15 protein-coding genes are annotated in these 16,419 nt (G+C 33.8%); 14 read left to right on the forward strand and 1 reads right to left on the reverse strand.

Features of this window, described 5'->3' with window-relative positions; translation table 11 throughout:
* Positions 1-35: 35 nt before the first annotated feature.
* From pdxR to NQZ71_RS11285, 6 genes are all read left to right on the forward strand, one after another.
* Entirely contained in the window at positions 36-1,439 is a 1,404-nt protein-coding gene (gene pdxR / locus NQZ71_RS11260; RefSeq protein ID WP_317010621.1) for a MocR-like pyridoxine biosynthesis transcription factor PdxR, read from the forward strand.
* Positions 1,440-2,174: 735 nt separating this feature from the next.
* A complete protein-coding gene (locus NQZ71_RS11265; protein ID WP_275007686.1) occupies positions 2,175-2,654 on the forward strand; it encodes an RNA polymerase sigma factor in 480 nt (159 codons plus the stop codon).
* A gap of 2 nt (positions 2,655-2,656) precedes the next feature.
* The gene (locus NQZ71_RS11270) at positions 2,657-3,355 is read left to right on the forward strand and encodes a zf-HC2 domain-containing protein (RefSeq protein ID WP_275007685.1); all 699 of its coding nucleotides are present in this window, start codon (positions 2,657-2,659) and stop codon (positions 3,353-3,355) included.
* Positions 3,356-3,544: 189 nt separating this feature from the next.
* Positions 3,545-3,832, forward strand: coding sequence for a hypothetical protein (locus tag NQZ71_RS11275; protein ID WP_275007684.1), 288 nt, complete (start codon positions 3,545-3,547; stop codon positions 3,830-3,832).
* A gap of 30 nt (positions 3,833-3,862) precedes the next feature.
* Positions 3,863-4,285, forward strand: a complete 423-nt coding sequence (locus NQZ71_RS11280; RefSeq protein WP_144455643.1) for a cytidine deaminase — start codon at positions 3,863-3,865, stop codon at positions 4,283-4,285.
* A gap of 179 nt (positions 4,286-4,464) precedes the next feature.
* Entirely contained in the window at positions 4,465-5,235 is a 771-nt protein-coding gene (locus tag NQZ71_RS11285) for a class I SAM-dependent methyltransferase (protein ID WP_275007683.1), read from the forward strand.
* Between the two features lie 634 nt (positions 5,236-5,869).
* On the opposite strand, the gene NQZ71_RS11290 is transcribed toward NQZ71_RS11285, so the two are convergent.
* Positions 5,870-6,457 carry a hypothetical protein gene (locus NQZ71_RS11290; protein WP_317010622.1) on the reverse strand — a complete coding sequence of 196 codons (588 nt, stop codon included), beginning with the start codon at positions 6,455-6,457 and terminating at the stop codon, positions 5,870-5,872.
* A 445-nt stretch (positions 6,458-6,902) separates the two neighbouring features.
* On the opposite strand from NQZ71_RS11290, the gene NQZ71_RS11295 reads away from it, so the two are divergent.
* The 8 genes from NQZ71_RS11295 to NQZ71_RS11330 all read left to right on the forward strand — a co-directional run bounded on the left by NQZ71_RS11295 (position 6,903) and on the right by NQZ71_RS11330 (position 16,413).
* Positions 6,903-7,445 (forward strand): CdiA family toxin C-terminal domain-containing protein, encoded by a 543-nt coding sequence (locus NQZ71_RS11295; RefSeq protein ID WP_275007681.1) that lies wholly within the window; start codon positions 6,903-6,905, stop codon positions 7,443-7,445.
* A gap of 16 nt (positions 7,446-7,461) precedes the next feature.
* The gene (gene cdiI / locus NQZ71_RS11300) at positions 7,462-7,833 is read left to right on the forward strand and encodes a ribonuclease toxin immunity protein CdiI (RefSeq protein WP_317010623.1); all 372 of its coding nucleotides are present in this window, start codon (positions 7,462-7,464) and stop codon (positions 7,831-7,833) included.
* 852 nt (positions 7,834-8,685) lie between these two features.
* A complete protein-coding gene (locus NQZ71_RS11305) occupies positions 8,686-9,033 on the forward strand; it encodes a PadR family transcriptional regulator (RefSeq protein ID WP_260053941.1) in 348 nt (115 codons plus the stop codon).
* Positions 9,020-10,063 carry an HAAS signaling domain-containing protein gene (locus tag NQZ71_RS11310; protein ID WP_317010624.1) on the forward strand — a complete coding sequence of 348 codons (1,044 nt, stop codon included), beginning with the start codon at positions 9,020-9,022 and terminating at the stop codon, positions 10,061-10,063. The genes NQZ71_RS11305 and NQZ71_RS11310 overlap by 14 nt, the downstream gene beginning before the upstream one ends.
* A 500-nt stretch (positions 10,064-10,563) precedes the next feature.
* Positions 10,564-11,802, forward strand: a complete 1,239-nt coding sequence (locus tag NQZ71_RS11315; RefSeq protein WP_317010625.1) for an SH3 domain-containing protein — start codon at positions 10,564-10,566, stop codon at positions 11,800-11,802.
* A gap of 461 nt (positions 11,803-12,263) precedes the next feature.
* A complete protein-coding gene (locus NQZ71_RS11320) occupies positions 12,264-12,830 on the forward strand; it encodes a hypothetical protein (protein WP_317010626.1) in 567 nt (188 codons plus the stop codon).
* A 14-nt stretch (positions 12,831-12,844) separates the two neighbouring features.
* Entirely contained in the window at positions 12,845-15,181 is a 2,337-nt protein-coding gene (locus tag NQZ71_RS11325) for a putative bifunctional diguanylate cyclase/phosphodiesterase (RefSeq protein ID WP_317010627.1), read from the forward strand.
* Between the two features lie 266 nt (positions 15,182-15,447).
* Complete coding sequence (locus tag NQZ71_RS11330) at positions 15,448-16,413, forward strand: AraC family transcriptional regulator (RefSeq protein ID WP_275007675.1); 966 nt, start codon at positions 15,448-15,450, stop codon at positions 16,411-16,413.
* The last annotated feature ends 6 nt before the right edge of the window (positions 16,414-16,419 follow it).

Here is a 16,419-nt window from a genome sequence, read left to right on the forward strand (position 1 = left end):
AAGTTAAAGGAACCAGTTAGTGTGGAGGGAAAAATATGATTGAAATTACACCTTTATTAGAAAGTGAACATAAATCTCCACTCTATATACAATTATCCAACTACATAAAACAAGAAATCTATTCAAAAAGGATAAAACCAGGAGAGAAATTACCCTCTAAAAGAAAATTAGCTGATCATTTAGGGCTTAGTATAAATACAATCCAAAATGCATATGAGCAATTGATATCAGAAGGGCTTGTGGAAAGTATACTTCGAAAAGGACTGTATATAAAAGTATTAGAGGACGAACTACCCCATGCATTCATTAACAATGAAAAAAGCCAGTTACCTAGTTGTGAAAAAAGTATAAATATTGAGTTTGATTTTAATTCAGGCAGAGTGGATTTAGAACATTTCCCTTATTCCGTGTGGAAAAACTTATCTATTCAATCATTATATGAGGATCAAGGTGAGCTATTAAATATAGGGAACCCTCAAGGTGAGTTATTGTTAAGGGAAGAAATAGCTAAATATTTATTTATGTCTAGAGGTGTTAAATGTTTTCCGGAACAGATTGTAATTGGAGCTGGTACGCAGGTTCTAATAACAATACTTTCCTTATTAATCGATAAGGATAATTTATACGGATTAGAGAATCCTGGATTTCATCGTACCAAAAAACTCCTGCAAGATTTGGGAAAAGCTACTATAGCAATCCCCTTAGATAAAGATGGTATTAATATGGAGCAATTAAAAAATACTGGAGCTTCTGTAGTATATGTCACACCATCGCATCAGTTTCCAATTGGAATGATTATGCCTCTAAACCGCAGGCTTGAATTGTTAAAATGGGCCGAGTCTAAAGACGGCTATATTATTGAAGATGACTATGATGGTGAATATCGTTATGAGGGTAAGCCAATTCCGTCTTTACAAGGGCTAGATAAATTAGGAAATGTAATCTATATGGGGACATTCTCTAAAGCATTAATACCATCTATTCGAATTAGTTATATGGTGCTTCCGCCAAGATTACTGAAAAAATATCAAGAAAATCTATTGCTGTATAAACAAACAGTCTCTCGCCTTCATCAAGATACGTTATATCGTTTTATGAAAGAGGGTTATTGGCAAAGTCATTTAAATAAAATGAGAACGCTCTATCGCAAAAAGCATTTTTTCCTAATGGATTCCATTAATAAGCATCTGAATAATAAAGTGAGAGTAATAGGAGAAAAATCAGGTCTTCACCTCATACTTGAGGCAGATAAAAGCTGGCAAGAAAAGGAGCTTGTAGATAGAGCATTAAAAGAAGGAGTAAAAGTATATCCTTTATCTGTTTATTATGAAAATGGTATCAACGTTAATTCGAGTGTGTTATTGGGATTCGGAGGTTTATCGGAAACACAGATAGATATGGGAATTCAGTTGTTAAAAAAGGCTTGGCAGATAGACTAACGATTTTAACAAATAAGGCATGTTCCTGTAAAATAGAACTGGAAAAAGGAGACAACATACAATTTAGATAGGTTTTATTTAGGGAATTATGTTCCTGTTTTTCTATGTCTTTTCGGGAAAAGAAATTTGTGATAACTCACTATAAATAAAACAGGTGTAAAGATATCATCGTTATGCCGCTATTTAACTTAGCATGAAAAAGGGTGATTATTATTATTGAAGTGTTTGCTATTTTTAGCTTTTACTTACTACCTATTTATTGCATTGTTTTTAGTTTAACGCTTGTGTCATTGTTAAAGAAAATAAAGTATGAAGAAAATACAACTAATAATACCATATGGCTCACGGTTTCTTTTGTATTAATCATTATGACGATAGCTTCTCTAACTACTCTTGATTAAATTTGTAGTTAGTAGAGGAGACAGTAAGATTTACACTTTATAAAAACCGTCAAATTAAAGATAGATGGCTATTCTCTTCCCAGTATTAGCTTTTATTATTGGGTGTACAAATAATTTTTTTGACGATTAATCCGACAAGGGATTCCATAATAATTGAGGAATCCTTTTCTTGTGCCAAAGTATTGGAATTTCACCTTTATATATGACGTTGTTACTCATTAAGGTAAAACAATTGATTTATTCTAAAGGAAGGCCAAATCAATTGTCATTTTTTTTTGCAAACTTTGTAACGAATCATATCTTACTTAGTCTTACTTATGAAAGGAGGTAGAAAGTGACAGAGTTTGAGCATATTTACAATCAATATTTTCGAGAAGTTTATTCTTTTGTATTATTGCTAAGTCGTAACGAAAAGATTGCAGAAGAAATAACTCAAGAAACATTTTTCAAGGCTTTAAAAAACATAGATACATTTAAAGGAAATTGCAAACTTAGTGTTTGGCTTTGTCAAATAGCTAAAAATACATACTTTACGTATCTCGACAAGCAAAAAAAGTTTGATACAAATGAAATACCTGAACAAGTAAGCCAGAAGAGTATGGAAGAAATGATACTAAGAAAAGAAGATAATTTTCGCTTGCATAAGGTCTTGCATCACTTAGAAGAACCTTATAAAGAAGTTTTTACCTTAAGAGTATTTGGTGAGCTTTCTTTTAAAGAAATAAGTGAAATTTTTGAGAAAACGGAAAGCTGGGCGAGAGTCACCTTTCACCGAGCTAAACGTAAGATTCGGGACTTGTTAAAGGAGGAGTAGGAATGAACAAAGGAAGAAAAATATCTTGTGAAATAATTAAAGATATACTCCCGTTGTATTACGACAATGTATGTAGTGATGATAGCAAAAAAATGGTAGAAGAACATCTTCAGGAGTGTCATAACTGTAAAATGGAATTAGAGAAACTCCGAGATGAAATTCATGTTCCAGAAAAAACGATTGTTGAAAATAGGAAGGATGCAAATGTCCTAAAGAATATATCTGCTTCATGGAGAAGAAAACGGTTGAAGTCTTTTATAAAAGGTGGAATACTAAGTGCTTTATTAATAAGCATAATTATTTTAGGATATGTTGGTTTATTCGAATGGAAAATTATCAGTGTATCTACAGATGTAGTGGAAATTAGTGAGGTAAGTGAAATGAAAGATGGCAAAATTATTTTTTATGCTGAGATAAACGATGGGTATAGTTTAAACACAATAATATATGATGTGGATAGCGAAGGGAATCTTTTTGTGACTCCATTACGCCCGATTATTAAGGAAAAAGCAGATGTACAGCCTCCATATGGATTAGAAAAAGGATATGATTTTATAGATATTAAAGACCAGGAAGATTACCGTGGAATGGAAATAAAAACAATATATTACGGCACACCAAATGATAAGATTTTAATTTGGAAAAAGGGAATGGCATTGCCAAAAACAAGTGAAGAAGTAGAGAAAAACTTGGGTTTTTAAAAGTTATTGAACGGCACTCGATCAACAGCTTCCCATCAACTTTATTTTGGGGCGTAAGCTGAATTAAGCACAGTACAATCTTTAGCCCAAACATGTCAGAAGAGTAGGAAAAGGTAATTTCCTATTTATGGAGAATATCTACATAGGAATAGTAAAAAAATAAATATTAGATTCAGGGGGAATGTGGTAATGCTGCCATTTATAATAGGGTTTGGAGTTCCGATTTTAGGAATAGTATTAGGTTTGCATTATAGCATGGAAAGAACAAAAAAAAGAAAATACATTGTCTGGGGAATTGTTTTAATGTTTGCAATTTCACCGTTTCTTTCATTTGCAATTGGTTTAAGTTATGCAGTTATTGCCGCTAACGGATGGGCTGCTTTAATAATGTTATATATTTTCCCTATTATCTTTATTATAGGGCTTGGAATGTTATTAGTGGGTATCTTCAAGAAAGAAGAATCAGCAAAGCTATGATGAGGAGTTTTTTTAGAAAGAGGAGCTTATATGAAGACTTTTAATGTAACTAAACAAGATATTGAATTAGTAGAAATAGCTACAAAGAAAATAACAATGCTTTACGAAGACGATAAACATCATGTGGGAGCTGCCATTCGTACGAAATCTGGAGAGATTACTTCTGCCGTACATATTGAAGCATATATTGGGCGAGTGACCGTATGTGCAGAAGCAATTGCTATCGGTAGTGCAATTTCAAATGGACAGAAATATTTTGACACGATTGTTGCTGTCAGACATCCTTACTCTGATGAAGTAGATAGAAGGATAAAGGTGGTAAGTCCGTGTGGTATGTGTCGTGAGTTAATTGCAGACTATGCACCTGATTGTTTTGTATTGCTTGAATTAAATGGCGAGTTAGTAAAAATTATGATCAGTGAACTCATTCCCCTTAAATATTCCCGTAATTAAAGGGTTGTTGAAGTGTTTCGAATTCCTAATAAAACAAAATGATTATTAATTAAAATGGCCTACGTCCTGAAAATATATTTCTTTAAAGGGGCTATAACGGCTAATTAATTCAAAGAAAATTTCAAATCTTACAACATCACAATAAGATACACGTCTTAATATTAGACAAAGGAGAGAAAATGAATATAAATAATTCGCAAGAATATGATGATCCTACTTTATACGACAAAGAAAATGAATCATTTATCCCTGAGATACCATTTATACTAAAATGGGCAACTAAAAAACAAGGTCCGATAATTGATATTGCTTGTGGTACTGGTAGAGTAACGATTCCTCTGGCGAAAAATGGATATAATCTTGTAGGAGTAGATATTAATGAGGGTATGTTAGCTCACGCTAAAAAGAAGGCAGCCAATCTTAATTTACATATACGTTGGATAGAACAAGACTGTACACAATTAGATTTATGTATAAAGAGTAATTTAGTTTATAGTGTTGGAAACTCTTTTCAACATTTCCTAACAAACGAATCACAAGATGGATTACTCACTTCTATAAATAAGTCTTTAGAGGTTGAAGGTTTATTCATTTTCAATACACGGTTTCCTAGTGTTGAAGAATTGCTACAACCAAGTACAGAGGAGTATTGGAGATCATATACGGATAATGAAACTTTTAATACTGTTGATCTGTTTACGATTAGTGAATATGACTCTCTAAAACAAATTCAACACTATACAACTATCAGAAAATACAAAAATAATGCGGGAGAAATTATTAAAGAAAAAAGGACTGATATTAGCCTGAGATATGTATTTCCACAAGAGATGGAAAGACTTTTATTCGCTTTTGGGTTTGAAATTCTACACCTATATAGTGATTGGAATGAGACACCAATCACAAATGACAGTTACGAGATGATTTATGTTTGTAGAAAAATAAGATGAAAGTTAAATAATTAAAAACTCAGTATTTACAGTGTTATTTCATCAGACTAATATGACAGGCTTTATTTGTTACAGGTTAGTGGAGCAGACTCTAGATAATATATCACCTCGTTCGATTATAATGTCAACAAAATATAAACTGGTACCTGTAGTTGGAAACAATTTCCCAAGCGTCCTACTACAGGTACCAGGTTTATTAAGTGAACACTCCTCAATAAACTTACTAAAAATGTCTTAGTAGCAATCATTCCTACTTATTATGATTCAGCTATTATTTCTTATTACTATTTTGATTCTTTAATACGGATTCTTAATAAACTAAAAAGAGAAGTTACAACAAGCAATAAACCAAGGAAATTAGCCCTTAAAAACTCATGAGAATTAGTTGGCTTGTCAGAAAAAAACAAAATTATGGCTCCTATAATAAACATAAATATATAGGAAGTATTTAAACTATTTTTACTCCAAAGGTGCTTTGATAATAGATTTATGACTAAAAAGACAAGCAGAAACACCAATATCTGAATAATAGCCAAAGGAACATTACCCCTTATCTTTTAGAAGCTGTAATTTTAGGAACTGGCAACCATTGTATTTTCACCGTACTACCTTTAGAACTTACCTTACCTGAAAGTCAATTAGCCGCTTTAGATGTACCATATGCCATAAGTGCAGCAGCTGACGCTGCTGCAATCGTAGTTGGATTTGGTACTGATGCTGAAATTCCTCCTAATAATATAGATGCTAACGTCCAATTATCATTAGACTTTTTTAAAGTTTTTACAAGCTTGTCAGCTGTAGATTTACTCATTGAAAATGAATAGGATGTCCAGGTTAAACCTCTCTCACCTTTAATTGGATTTCCTTGTTGATTAATTTCAAAAGAACGATCTGCTGTAAAACTAATTTCTCCTCTATCTTTGGCCTGATTTAATAAATTAATAGAATTTTGCAATGCTTGTACTTCAGCAGTATTCAGAATTCTACTTGCGCCTCTATCTAAGGTTAAATTACCATTACTACTTAGCTGAATATAGTTTTCTATTTCCAATGATTTGTCCATCAACTCATCAACCATTGTATTTTCAGTGACAGTGACAGTTTCAGTACTTACTGGTTCTACTTGAGCATGACCTACAGTCGGTAAAAAATTCCCCGTCAACATAGCTACCGATAAAGTTAGAATTCCTATTTTTTTCAAACTATTATACTTCAATTTCATCTACAACTCTCCAATCTTTTTTTTTTTTTTTGAATAAATATTTTAATATTTATTCAATTTAAGCGTAACATAATTTCATTTAGTAAAGATTGAACATTCTGTTAAAATAATTTCTCGCTTTGTACTTTATGTCACTAACAAAAACTAGGGTTTTGAGGCATTTAAATCTATTAAAACCAATAAAGTTAGGTAACATAAATACTAAACAACTAAAAAAGACAGTACTAAAAAGTACTGTCTCCCGAATAAGGTGTGAACAAATGTGAGGAATTTAAAAGTATTTTTCCATTAGAGATTAGCATTAAAATGATTTCATATGTATACCTTGTCAAATTGCTACTAAAACAGTCATTTATGACAATCCAGGTTAATTAGTTTATATTTAAAGACTGTGTTTGCTGATTGAATCGACAACTTAGATGATTACATAGAAGCCCATAGACCGATGAAGCAAGAACCTATCAGCAAAGAGAAAGAAGAAATGCTTAGCATGCTTTCTGGAAGAGGAAGCGCTGTTTCTAGAGTTCTTGGTGATGAGGTGAAATTTAAAGATGGATTTGATACGCATATTATCAAAGTGGAGAGTATAGTAAGGAAAGGTAATAAAGGTGTCGTTGGGGGACATAACCTTGATAATTTTATGAAAGTTTTCAAAGATAATGGTTGGGATATCGATGAATGTATTTTAATTACCAAAAAGCATCCATTTATTGAAGGGATTTTTGAAATAAAATACGGTATTCCTAAGTTAGATAGAGAAGGTATTATAATACCGGGAGAATTAAAAGTTGTTCATCAACCGAAAACGGTTTATGACCCAAGTATCATTTCAGATGAAGATTTAATAGAATGGGGTAAAGATGCAATGAGAAATTGTACAATTAATAATAGGAATATAGATGGAATATCATCAAATGGTTTACGCTTCAGAGGATATTTAAATGAGGAAACTGGTGAAATCACAAACTTCTTCCCGAAAATTGACTAAAAATGAGGTGTTTGACTTGACTGAAAAGGAAAATCATAGGGAATTAATTAAGCAGTTTTACTGGCATATGGGAGATGGAGATTTCTTACATATATTAGAATGTATCTCAAAGGAAATAGGTTATGGAGATGAGTATTGTCGCTTTGTCTTTGCGAATAACTGGGAAGAATGGGAAGAGGACTATTTCGGAGAAGAAGGGGTTTGTTATTATTTTGATGAACCTGCTGTTAAAGAGGACTTACAATTTGTGTTAGATTATGATACCTTCTACCGGTATTTGGAAGAGGATTGTACTACATATCTCGAAAAATACCCTAACAACCGTGGTCTTGTAGAAGAGTTGTTAGGGAAAATAAGAGAAAAGTTTAATATTAAAAAAGAAAAGTAACTTGGAGAGGGATATTCTTTCATCTTCCTCTTTTTGTATAAATAAGCAAATCCACTATTCTTGCAGGGAAATACAAAACCGCTAGAGCATACTTCTAAAATAATAGGAGTTGTTTTAGAGGTTTTTTCACGTATTAAAATATAACAAATAGTAAACAGAGATGTATGAATATGAAATTTAATCAAATCACTATTGAAGATGATGTAGAAAGACTAATCATCTTACGCTAAACGGTTTAATTTAAATCAATTTCAGCTAGCTAATAATGCAGATCTATTTGCAGCATTGGTTAGATATTAACTATGTATAGGAAGATAAACAAATCCGCAGTATAGAGGATTATGATTTAGTTGTTCTATTAATGACACCAAATTCTAATTTACCTGATATTTATAGAGTTGAATCCGAAATCTTTGTTTTAGACGAAAACGAATCATTAAAACAAGAGCTGCTGCTCAACTCAAACATTAAAGTATTTCCAGACATGAATGCTTTGAAAAAAGCCATTTTATTGATCTGGTCTCCACTTTCTCGTATTCGATAGACCTATCAAGCACTTTATTTAATCGTAAGATGTCATTCAGTAAAGCTAAAGATCTTGCTAAGGAATTGGATATCTCATTAACACCCCAAAAGTTAGATTTCAACTTTAACTTTTGGGGTGAAGCAATCAGCTTAGCTTTTTTAATAATGTTTTAACATTATCCTGTCTTTCAGATTTAGTGCGGTTGTTATCTTGATTTCTCTGAAAATTTACTTTTTTCAAATTATTTTCATGTCAATTATAGTGTATGATGCATAGTATAAATTATATACTGTATAACATCCAGTAAAGAAAAATGAGGTGGGTGAATGAGTAATTTATTAAATTCATTAACGACGGAGCTTAGGAGAGGGACGTTGACATTAGCGGTTTTAAGCCAATTACGAACCCCCCAGTACGGATATTCACTTGTACAGTTATTGGAGCAATCAGGTATTTCTATTGATCAAAGTACCCTGTATCCATTACTTCGCCGATTGGAAAAACAGGAGTTAGTGTCGAGTAGTTGGGATACATCTGAGAGTAGACCTCGTAAGTACTATGTTTTAAGTGATTATGGCTTAGAGATATTTACGCAATTAAAAAAAGACTGGATTGAGAATTCAAGGGAACTGTATACCTTATTAAAGGGAGAGGAAGAAAATGAATTTACTTGAGGTTTATATTCAGGAGGTTACTCGAAGGCTGGGGGAAAAGAACCGTGAGGATATTGCACTTGAGTTGCGGTCAACGATAGAGGATATGTTGCCTGATGATTATGGTGAGGAAGATGTAAAGAAGGTTCTTGAAAAATTAGGAAGTCCGGTAAAATTGGCTAGCGGTTATAGAGATCAGCCGATGTACCTAATTGGGCCGCGGTATTTTGATGTATATGTGACGTTATTAAAAATGATATTGCCGATTGCCACAGTTATTTCATTAATCTCGGTCATCACAGTATATTTTATCGATTACAATGGACATGGAGCAGACATTAAGGATGTAATGGATATAATAGGGATTGGCATATGGCGAATGATTGAAGTAGGGATCCAAACATTTTTTTGGTTCACACTTGTTTTTGCTTTTATCGAAAGAACAGATAAAGAGAAGGATAACCAGCCTTTAACAGCCAGCTTCGAAAAATGGACTCCAGATGATTTGAAAAATATCGCTTATATTCCGAAGAAAAAAGCCATTTCTAAATTAGAGGTATTCGGAAATTTAATGTGGACTGCTGTCTGGGCAACCCTTTATTTTTATGCGTATCAGCTTGTTGGTGTCTATGAAGCCGATGGATCCAGACTGGAATATGTGCAACCAGCCTTCAATCATGAGGTTTTACTTCGGTATTGGCCAATCGTTGTTATTGTGATAGGAATTGAAATAGTATTAGCTCTATATAAATTGATCAAGGGACAATGGACAAAAAGAATGGCAATATGCAATACTGTCTTCGAGATTGTAATAACACTTGTTTTTATTATCATATTAATGGATCCAAATTTATTGAGCCACGAGTTTATTACGTATATGACTGATTTACTTACTATAAGCCCGAATCAATTCAGAATGTGGGTAGTGGGTGGAGGAATTTTCTTATTTATAGCAGGTGCTGCATTCAACGTATATGATGGATTCTGCAAGGCTAGAATTCATTTACTTCATGATAAAGTAACTGTTAAGGAAGACATTAAGCTTCATTAAAATGTACCCTATAGAGTTGACACTTTGAAAAAAGGTCTCTCTATAGGGTGTTTTTGTCTTTGGGGAAGTTAAAAAATATACTATAGAAAAAGAAATCGAAGTACAAGCAAGTAATCCACATGTAAAGTCGGTTAGTCCATAGGGCATTACTATTCAGAGGAATTGTACCTAAAATATGCAAATAACTATATTTTAGGATTGAATACAGCGTAAAAAGCATATAAATATAAAAAAGAAAAATATAGAAATTACTAATCCAAAAGTATTATATTGTAAAAAATCCGCATGTTAAAATGGTTATGTCTGGAAAAAACGTTCGTTTTTGGTAACTTTCAGTTGGATCCATGAAGAGAATTGACAGGATGTTGGTAATCTTTGGGCAAAAAGTTATAGGATGGAATCCTACGTTTATCGCATATATTCTTTTTCCGAGATGACTTATCATAAATATACAAAGCAAACAAGATGCTGATATATATATATTATGGGGGTAATTTTGTATGACAAGCTTAGTAGGAACTGACGGCGAGCTGAAGGTCTTAAGAAAAGAAAGAAATATGACCAAACCAGTTTATACTACTAGAATGGAAAAAAGAGAACTGGAAAAAAACATTTCAAGCTTAGATATAAGAGATGCTTGGAATATTAGAAGTGTTCTTGAACGTATTAAGGCAAGCTTTATGGAGCATGTTGCTAGTATCAGAAAACTTGTGAAGGAAAGTCCTGCCAAACGTCTGGTGGTAACAGGTATATTTACTATTTTATTTTCGTTAGGTGCCAGTACTGCATCAGCCTGCATTCAAGAATATACATATGAAGTAAAAAAGAATGAGACAGTTACTGAAATTGCGAAACAGCACGGAGTTACAGCAGAAGCAATACTTACAGTGAACGGCAATGTATCTAACGGAGATAAAATTCTTCTTCCAAAGGTGCAAGACAAAAAAGTGACTGCGACAGTGCTGAATATCCGCTCAAAAGCAACAACGGACAGCAGTATTATAGGGAAAAAGAAGCAAGGAGAAATCGTTAAGGTATCATTCACGAAAAATGGTTGGGCTGGTATCCTTATTGATGGACGCCTAGCATATGTAAGCGCTGATTATTTGACAGACGTTAAAGCTAACGCTTCTAATTCTGTCAGTAAGTCTGTTACGAAGTATGTGACAGCAGACACATTAAGAGTAAGATCAAATCCATCCACAAAAGCTGCTGTGATTGGCTCATTTAAAGAAGGAGCGAAGGTTACAGTAAAATCAGAAGAAAATGGCTGGGCACAAATTGAGTATAAAGGGAAAAAGGCTTATATCAGCAGTGCCTATTTAACGAAGACTGCGCCAAGCAGTGAACCAAGCAAAGCTGTGACCAAGACAGACAGCAAAACCTATACAATAAAAAAAGGTGACACATTTTATAAAATCAGTAAAAGCTACGGAATTTCTGTTTCCCTATTACAGGAAGCCAATCCGAGGGTTGATGCAACAAAATTACGTATTGGCCAGGTAATCAATATACCTGCAATAACAGCCTCTGACAGCTTGATAAAGGTTGAAGCAACAATTGGCGGGATTAGTCCAGATGGTACGGTCCGTTTTATAACAACAGATGGTATTACTTATGCAGCAAAAGCAGGAACTGATGGAATCTTAAACAGCTTATACGACAACCAGGGCAAAAAGCTGACATTGACCGTTAAGGCAAAGCGTGGTGAGCAGATGGTGATTACTGCCATCAAATAAGCAAAAAAATAAGAGGCTGCTTTTATGCAGCCTCTTATTTTTTGCGAAAAATTACGGTGAAACAAAGCGTCTTAACATACCCCAACTTTTAACAGCAAAAGTGCAGCAGCAGTTTCAGCATTTTTTTTGTAACAAGGCCATTTTTTTGCATTGCTGAAAACGACTGTTGGCATTAGAAAAGTAGTTTAATAGGAGATGACTTTAACTGCCAAATGGCAGTTTTTTTCGATAAAAGAAAAAGCTAGTAAATAATTTTACGTATCCAAATAAAGTTAAATATTTCTAAATAGCAGTTAAAAATCACCTACTAAAATTACAGAAGTGGAATCAGTTGGAAATCGTTTTCATTTTGTTGATTTTTTTTGTCTATTTTTGATACTAGTATGGATAAAAATAAGTATAATATAGCTTGCATACGTACTTAAAAAATAAAAAAGGTTGATATTTTGGGAGGTAGTAATGTGTATATGAAAGTTGATTCATTTGCATTGCTTAACGAGTTTAATCAAATCTGGATGGAGTGTTGGCTTGAAAAGGGATACGGATTTGAAATGTCTGAAATCCCTGCAGATCGGTTTTTAATTATTGATGCAATGGACCAAAAGGTAGGAACAATTGAATTTAAGCAATATTCCCTCGATCCAGCTAACAACATAAACAGTGTGTTCCCCTTTTACGAGCTAGAGAAGATGAAAACTTTAAATTTAGACCATGTTATCGAAATTGATAAGGTTGCCATTTTGAAGCAGCATCGCGGCAAAAACTTGGAAAGACTATTATCACTGTTTGTAGAATACTCAGAATCCCGCCAAATAACTCATTGTGTTGTTTTGCTTGAAAGGCTGTTTTATAAGGCACTTAAAAACGTCTATAAAATACCACTGGAAACTGTTGGTGAAAAAATATACTATAAAGGAGACTATGTTATTCCTTCTATCCTTTATCCACAAGGAATATATGAAAACAAGGATAGTTTTTCGTGGTTGATTCAAACAAAAGATATGATAAGAAAACCGATATTAAATTAAGAATGGAGAAATAGATGTACAGTCTCAATACAAAAAGGTTTGCCTATTCCTTTATCGTTTTTTTTATTATGGCAAACATCCTTTGGAATATCATCTTCAGCAGCAATCAGCAGCTACTGGATTGGGGTGGCGTCACATTCCAACTGTTTGCGTGCAGCGCATCTATTTACTGGATTATATCAACTGGCCTTAAAACTAAAAACGCAGCAAAAAGCTTTTGGCTCCTCCTTGCTTTCGGAGTCCTGGTCTATTTGATCGGTACATTGCTGTGGAGCTATAATCAATTTATTTTGGATGGCAACAGTGTTTTTGGTAAATTAGCTGAGAAGTTTTTTATTGTTCAAAATGTGTTTTACTTTTTCTCCTTACTTGTTTTAATTAATCAGATTAAAAGCTCACTTTTGACGATTCGCTTTTTACTCGACATTTTAATTGCTATGTCAGCAGCGACAGCCTTTAGCTGGATATTTTTAATAAGACCTTTGGTTAGTCATAATGAAGATTTAAGCTTTTCTATAACTGAATTAAGTTATCCGATACTAGATCTAATTGTCCTTGTTGGAGTAATTAGCCTTTTTAATACTTCGAAACGTGTCTTGTCAAAGCAAACCACTTTTCTATTAGTTACAGGACTGCTTACCCAAATTATTGCAGATACCATTTTTACCTACCTTAAAGTGATTAATTCTTATTCAGTCGGCAGCATCAATGAACCTTTATGGATTTTGTCCATCCTGCTTATTGGTTTTTCAGGGATTTATCAGAAGGATAGTTTTTCGGTTGAGCTACAGTCACATGCGGGAATGAAAACAGAGAACATCTATATAAAGCATATAATCCCGTATTTTGGAGTATTGCTGTTAACTCTTTATTTTACGTATATGCTTTATGATAAACATCCAGTTTTCCTTGGTTTATCCATAAGCATATTCCTGCTGATAATAAGACAGGTTTTTACATTGCTCGAAAATGATCGGTTAGTCGAGGATTTGAATAAGCTGAATGAAGGACTGGAACAAAAGGTAAAGGAAAGGACAGATAAGCTTGTTGAGATAATCAATTCAATGGAGTACCTTGCCTTTCACGATGTTGTTACAGGTCTGCCAAATCGCCGTTATATGGAGAAGCGGCTTTCTCAAGCATTGGAAAACAACAGTCCAGGCAAAAAGCTTGCTTTTATGCTTTTGGATTTAGATCGGTTTAAACATATTAATGATAGTCTTGGCCATTCATATGGAGACTTGCTTCTTAAAGAGGTAGGGGAAAGGCTCACTTCAAGCATTAAGCAAAATGGGGTTGTCTTTAGAATTGGTGGTGATGAATATGCACTGCTTATTGAGAATACAGACATCTGCCAAATAGAAGAGCTCGCTGAAACGATTCTCAAAAAAACAAGAGAGTCTTATATTATTAAGGGTGTAGAATTAAATATCACCCCAAGTATAGGCATCGCCATGTACCCTGATCACGGCAGTGACTTGGATGCACTGCTGATGAAAGCAGATACTGCCATGTACAAAGTAAAAGAAAATGGCAAGGATCATTTTAAAATATACAATTGTGATATGAGTATGAAGTCCATTATGGAGCTAGAACGCTCGATTCGAAAAGGGATTGAACGAAAGGAATTCATCCTTCATTACCAGCCGCAAATTTCAATAGATACTGGTGAGATTGTCGGATTCGAGGCATTGGTTCGCTGGGAAAGACCTGGAAGTGGTTTAGTGCCCCCTGGTGAATTCATTCCGATTGCAGAGGAAACAGGGCTCATTTTACCGATAGGCGAATGCGTATTATGGGAAGCCTGCAGACAATCTGTTAGCTGGCAGAAAAAGGGGTTCGCCAATTTACGAATCGCAGTAAATATCTCCTCCTTGCAATTTCAGCAAGAGAATTTCGTTAATATGGTAAAGGCAATCATCCATGAAACCGGAGCAAATCCAAATAATATTGAATTGGAAATAACGGAAAGCATCGCGATGGGGCCGATTGAACAAAATATGTCCAAGCTTGCTATTCTCAAAGAAATGGGCTTCAATATAGCTATTGATGATTTCGGAACAGGTTATTCTTCTCTTCATTATTTAAGTAAGTTCCAGATTGATAGGCTGAAAATTGATCGCTCCTTTATTACATCATTGGAAAAAAGCGAAAAGGATACGGCAATTGTCCGCATGATTGTCATGATGTCAAAAGCATTAAACGTAAAGGTTATTGCAGAAGGAGTAGAGGACGAACACCAAAAAGCATTCCTCACAGAAGTGAAATGTGATGAACTGCAAGGTTATTTATTCAGTCGGCCACTTAATGTGGAGGATTGTGAAAAACTTTTATCTGAAAATGCTTCGTAACCAACTTGCGAATAAACAATTCAGAAAAAGCCAAGCGTATTGCTTGGTTTTTTTATTGATATAATTCTACTAAATTTCAGGGGTATTTATATTTAGGTGTGAGTCCCTAATCTTCATTAAAGAAATTAATAAGAGATCACAACTTAAAAAGTTTAACCACTTCCTCTTTTATATAGTAAAACGTTTTCATTTTCTAGTTGCCTTATCTTTAAGATTGTTAGTAAGATAGAAAAGAAGACTTTAGTCTTGAAGTGGGGGGGATTTAGTTGGACACACTCCTTTTAAAGCAGTTGATGGAACTGACAGAGGAAGAAATCGAAATTTTATCACAGGAAAAAAAGGTCAGGAAGGATCTTTATACGAGCCAGCGCCACTTTATTATCGAAAGTGAAAAATTTCTTGATAAAAACAAAATGATAACGGTAAGGAAGCATACTAGATTTATTGACTTTCCGAAGCACAGGCATAACTATATTGAAATCAATTACGTCGTAAAAGGCAAACTAAAGCAAAAGGTGGATAACGATTCTATCACATTGAAAAAAGGCGAGCTGCTTTTTTTAAATCAGCATATTGAGCATGAAATAGAGGCTTGTGGGAATGATGATCTTATAATCAACTTCATCATCCAGCCGCTCTTTTTTCAATTTATTTTTCAATATTTAAATGGTGAAAACATCATTACAGAATTTCTCATAAACAGCTTGTTTAATCATACTCAAAATGGACAATATTTATATTATGCCGTTTCAGAAGTCGAAGAGATTCAGGAGCTAGTCGAAAAAATTATAAAAGAAGAAACGGACGGCTCCCTTATGGCAGAATCAAAGATGAAGCTATACATGGGGCTTCTCTTAATTGAGCTGGTGAAAAACACAGATAAAATAACGAAAAATCAATCTGCCTCCTCTCAGCATTTTATCGTCGTTGAATCATTGAAATATATTGAGGAGCATTATAAAAATGGAACATTGCAGGAGCTTGCACAGCGCTTGCTGCAATCAAGCTCAAGCTTAAGTAAAAATATAAAAAAGGCAACTGGGTTTACTTTTAAGGATTTAATACAGGAAAAACGGCTTATGAAAGCAAAGGAGCTGTTAGAAACAACAGACTTTTCTGTACGGACAGTTGTGGAGGAAGTGGGCTATGATAATATCAGCTACTTTTATCGGATTTTCAAAGAAAAATATAAAAAAACACCGAAGGAATTAAGAAAAGAACTGGCAAAATAGCGATTT

The organism is Niallia taxi (assembly GCF_032818155.1).
In the GTDB taxonomy this organism is placed as follows: Bacteria; Bacillota; Bacilli; order Bacillales; family Cytobacillaceae; genus Niallia; species Niallia taxi_A.

Bases quoted from the DNA above. Each gene is read 5' to 3' on its own strand.
- pdxR (WP_317010621.1), top strand. From the start codon at position 36: ATGATTGAAATTACACCTTTATTAGAAAGTGAACATAAATCTCCACTC.
- NQZ71_RS11270 (WP_275007685.1), top strand. From the start codon at position 2,657: ATGAACAAAGGAAGAAAAATATCTTGTGAAATAATTAAAGATATACTC.
- NQZ71_RS11280 (WP_144455643.1), top strand. From the start codon at position 3,863: ATGAAGACTTTTAATGTAACTAAACAAGATATTGAATTAGTAGAAATA.
- NQZ71_RS11290 (WP_317010622.1), bottom strand. From the start codon at position 6,457: ATGAAATTGAAGTATAATAGTTTGAAAAAAATAGGAATTCTAACTTTA.
- NQZ71_RS11295 (WP_275007681.1), top strand. From the start codon at position 6,903: ATGAAGCAAGAACCTATCAGCAAAGAGAAAGAAGAAATGCTTAGCATG.
- NQZ71_RS11285 (WP_275007683.1), top strand. From the start codon at position 4,465: ATGAATATAAATAATTCGCAAGAATATGATGATCCTACTTTATACGAC.
- NQZ71_RS11315 (WP_317010625.1), top strand. From the start codon at position 10,564: ATGACAAGCTTAGTAGGAACTGACGGCGAGCTGAAGGTCTTAAGAAAA.
- NQZ71_RS11275 (WP_275007684.1), top strand. From the start codon at position 3,545: ATGCTGCCATTTATAATAGGGTTTGGAGTTCCGATTTTAGGAATAGTA.
- NQZ71_RS11325 (WP_317010627.1), top strand. From the start codon at position 12,845: ATGTACAGTCTCAATACAAAAAGGTTTGCCTATTCCTTTATCGTTTTT.
- NQZ71_RS11305 (WP_260053941.1), top strand. From the start codon at position 8,686: ATGAGTAATTTATTAAATTCATTAACGACGGAGCTTAGGAGAGGGACG.
- NQZ71_RS11310 (WP_317010624.1), top strand. From the start codon at position 9,020: ATGAATTTACTTGAGGTTTATATTCAGGAGGTTACTCGAAGGCTGGGG.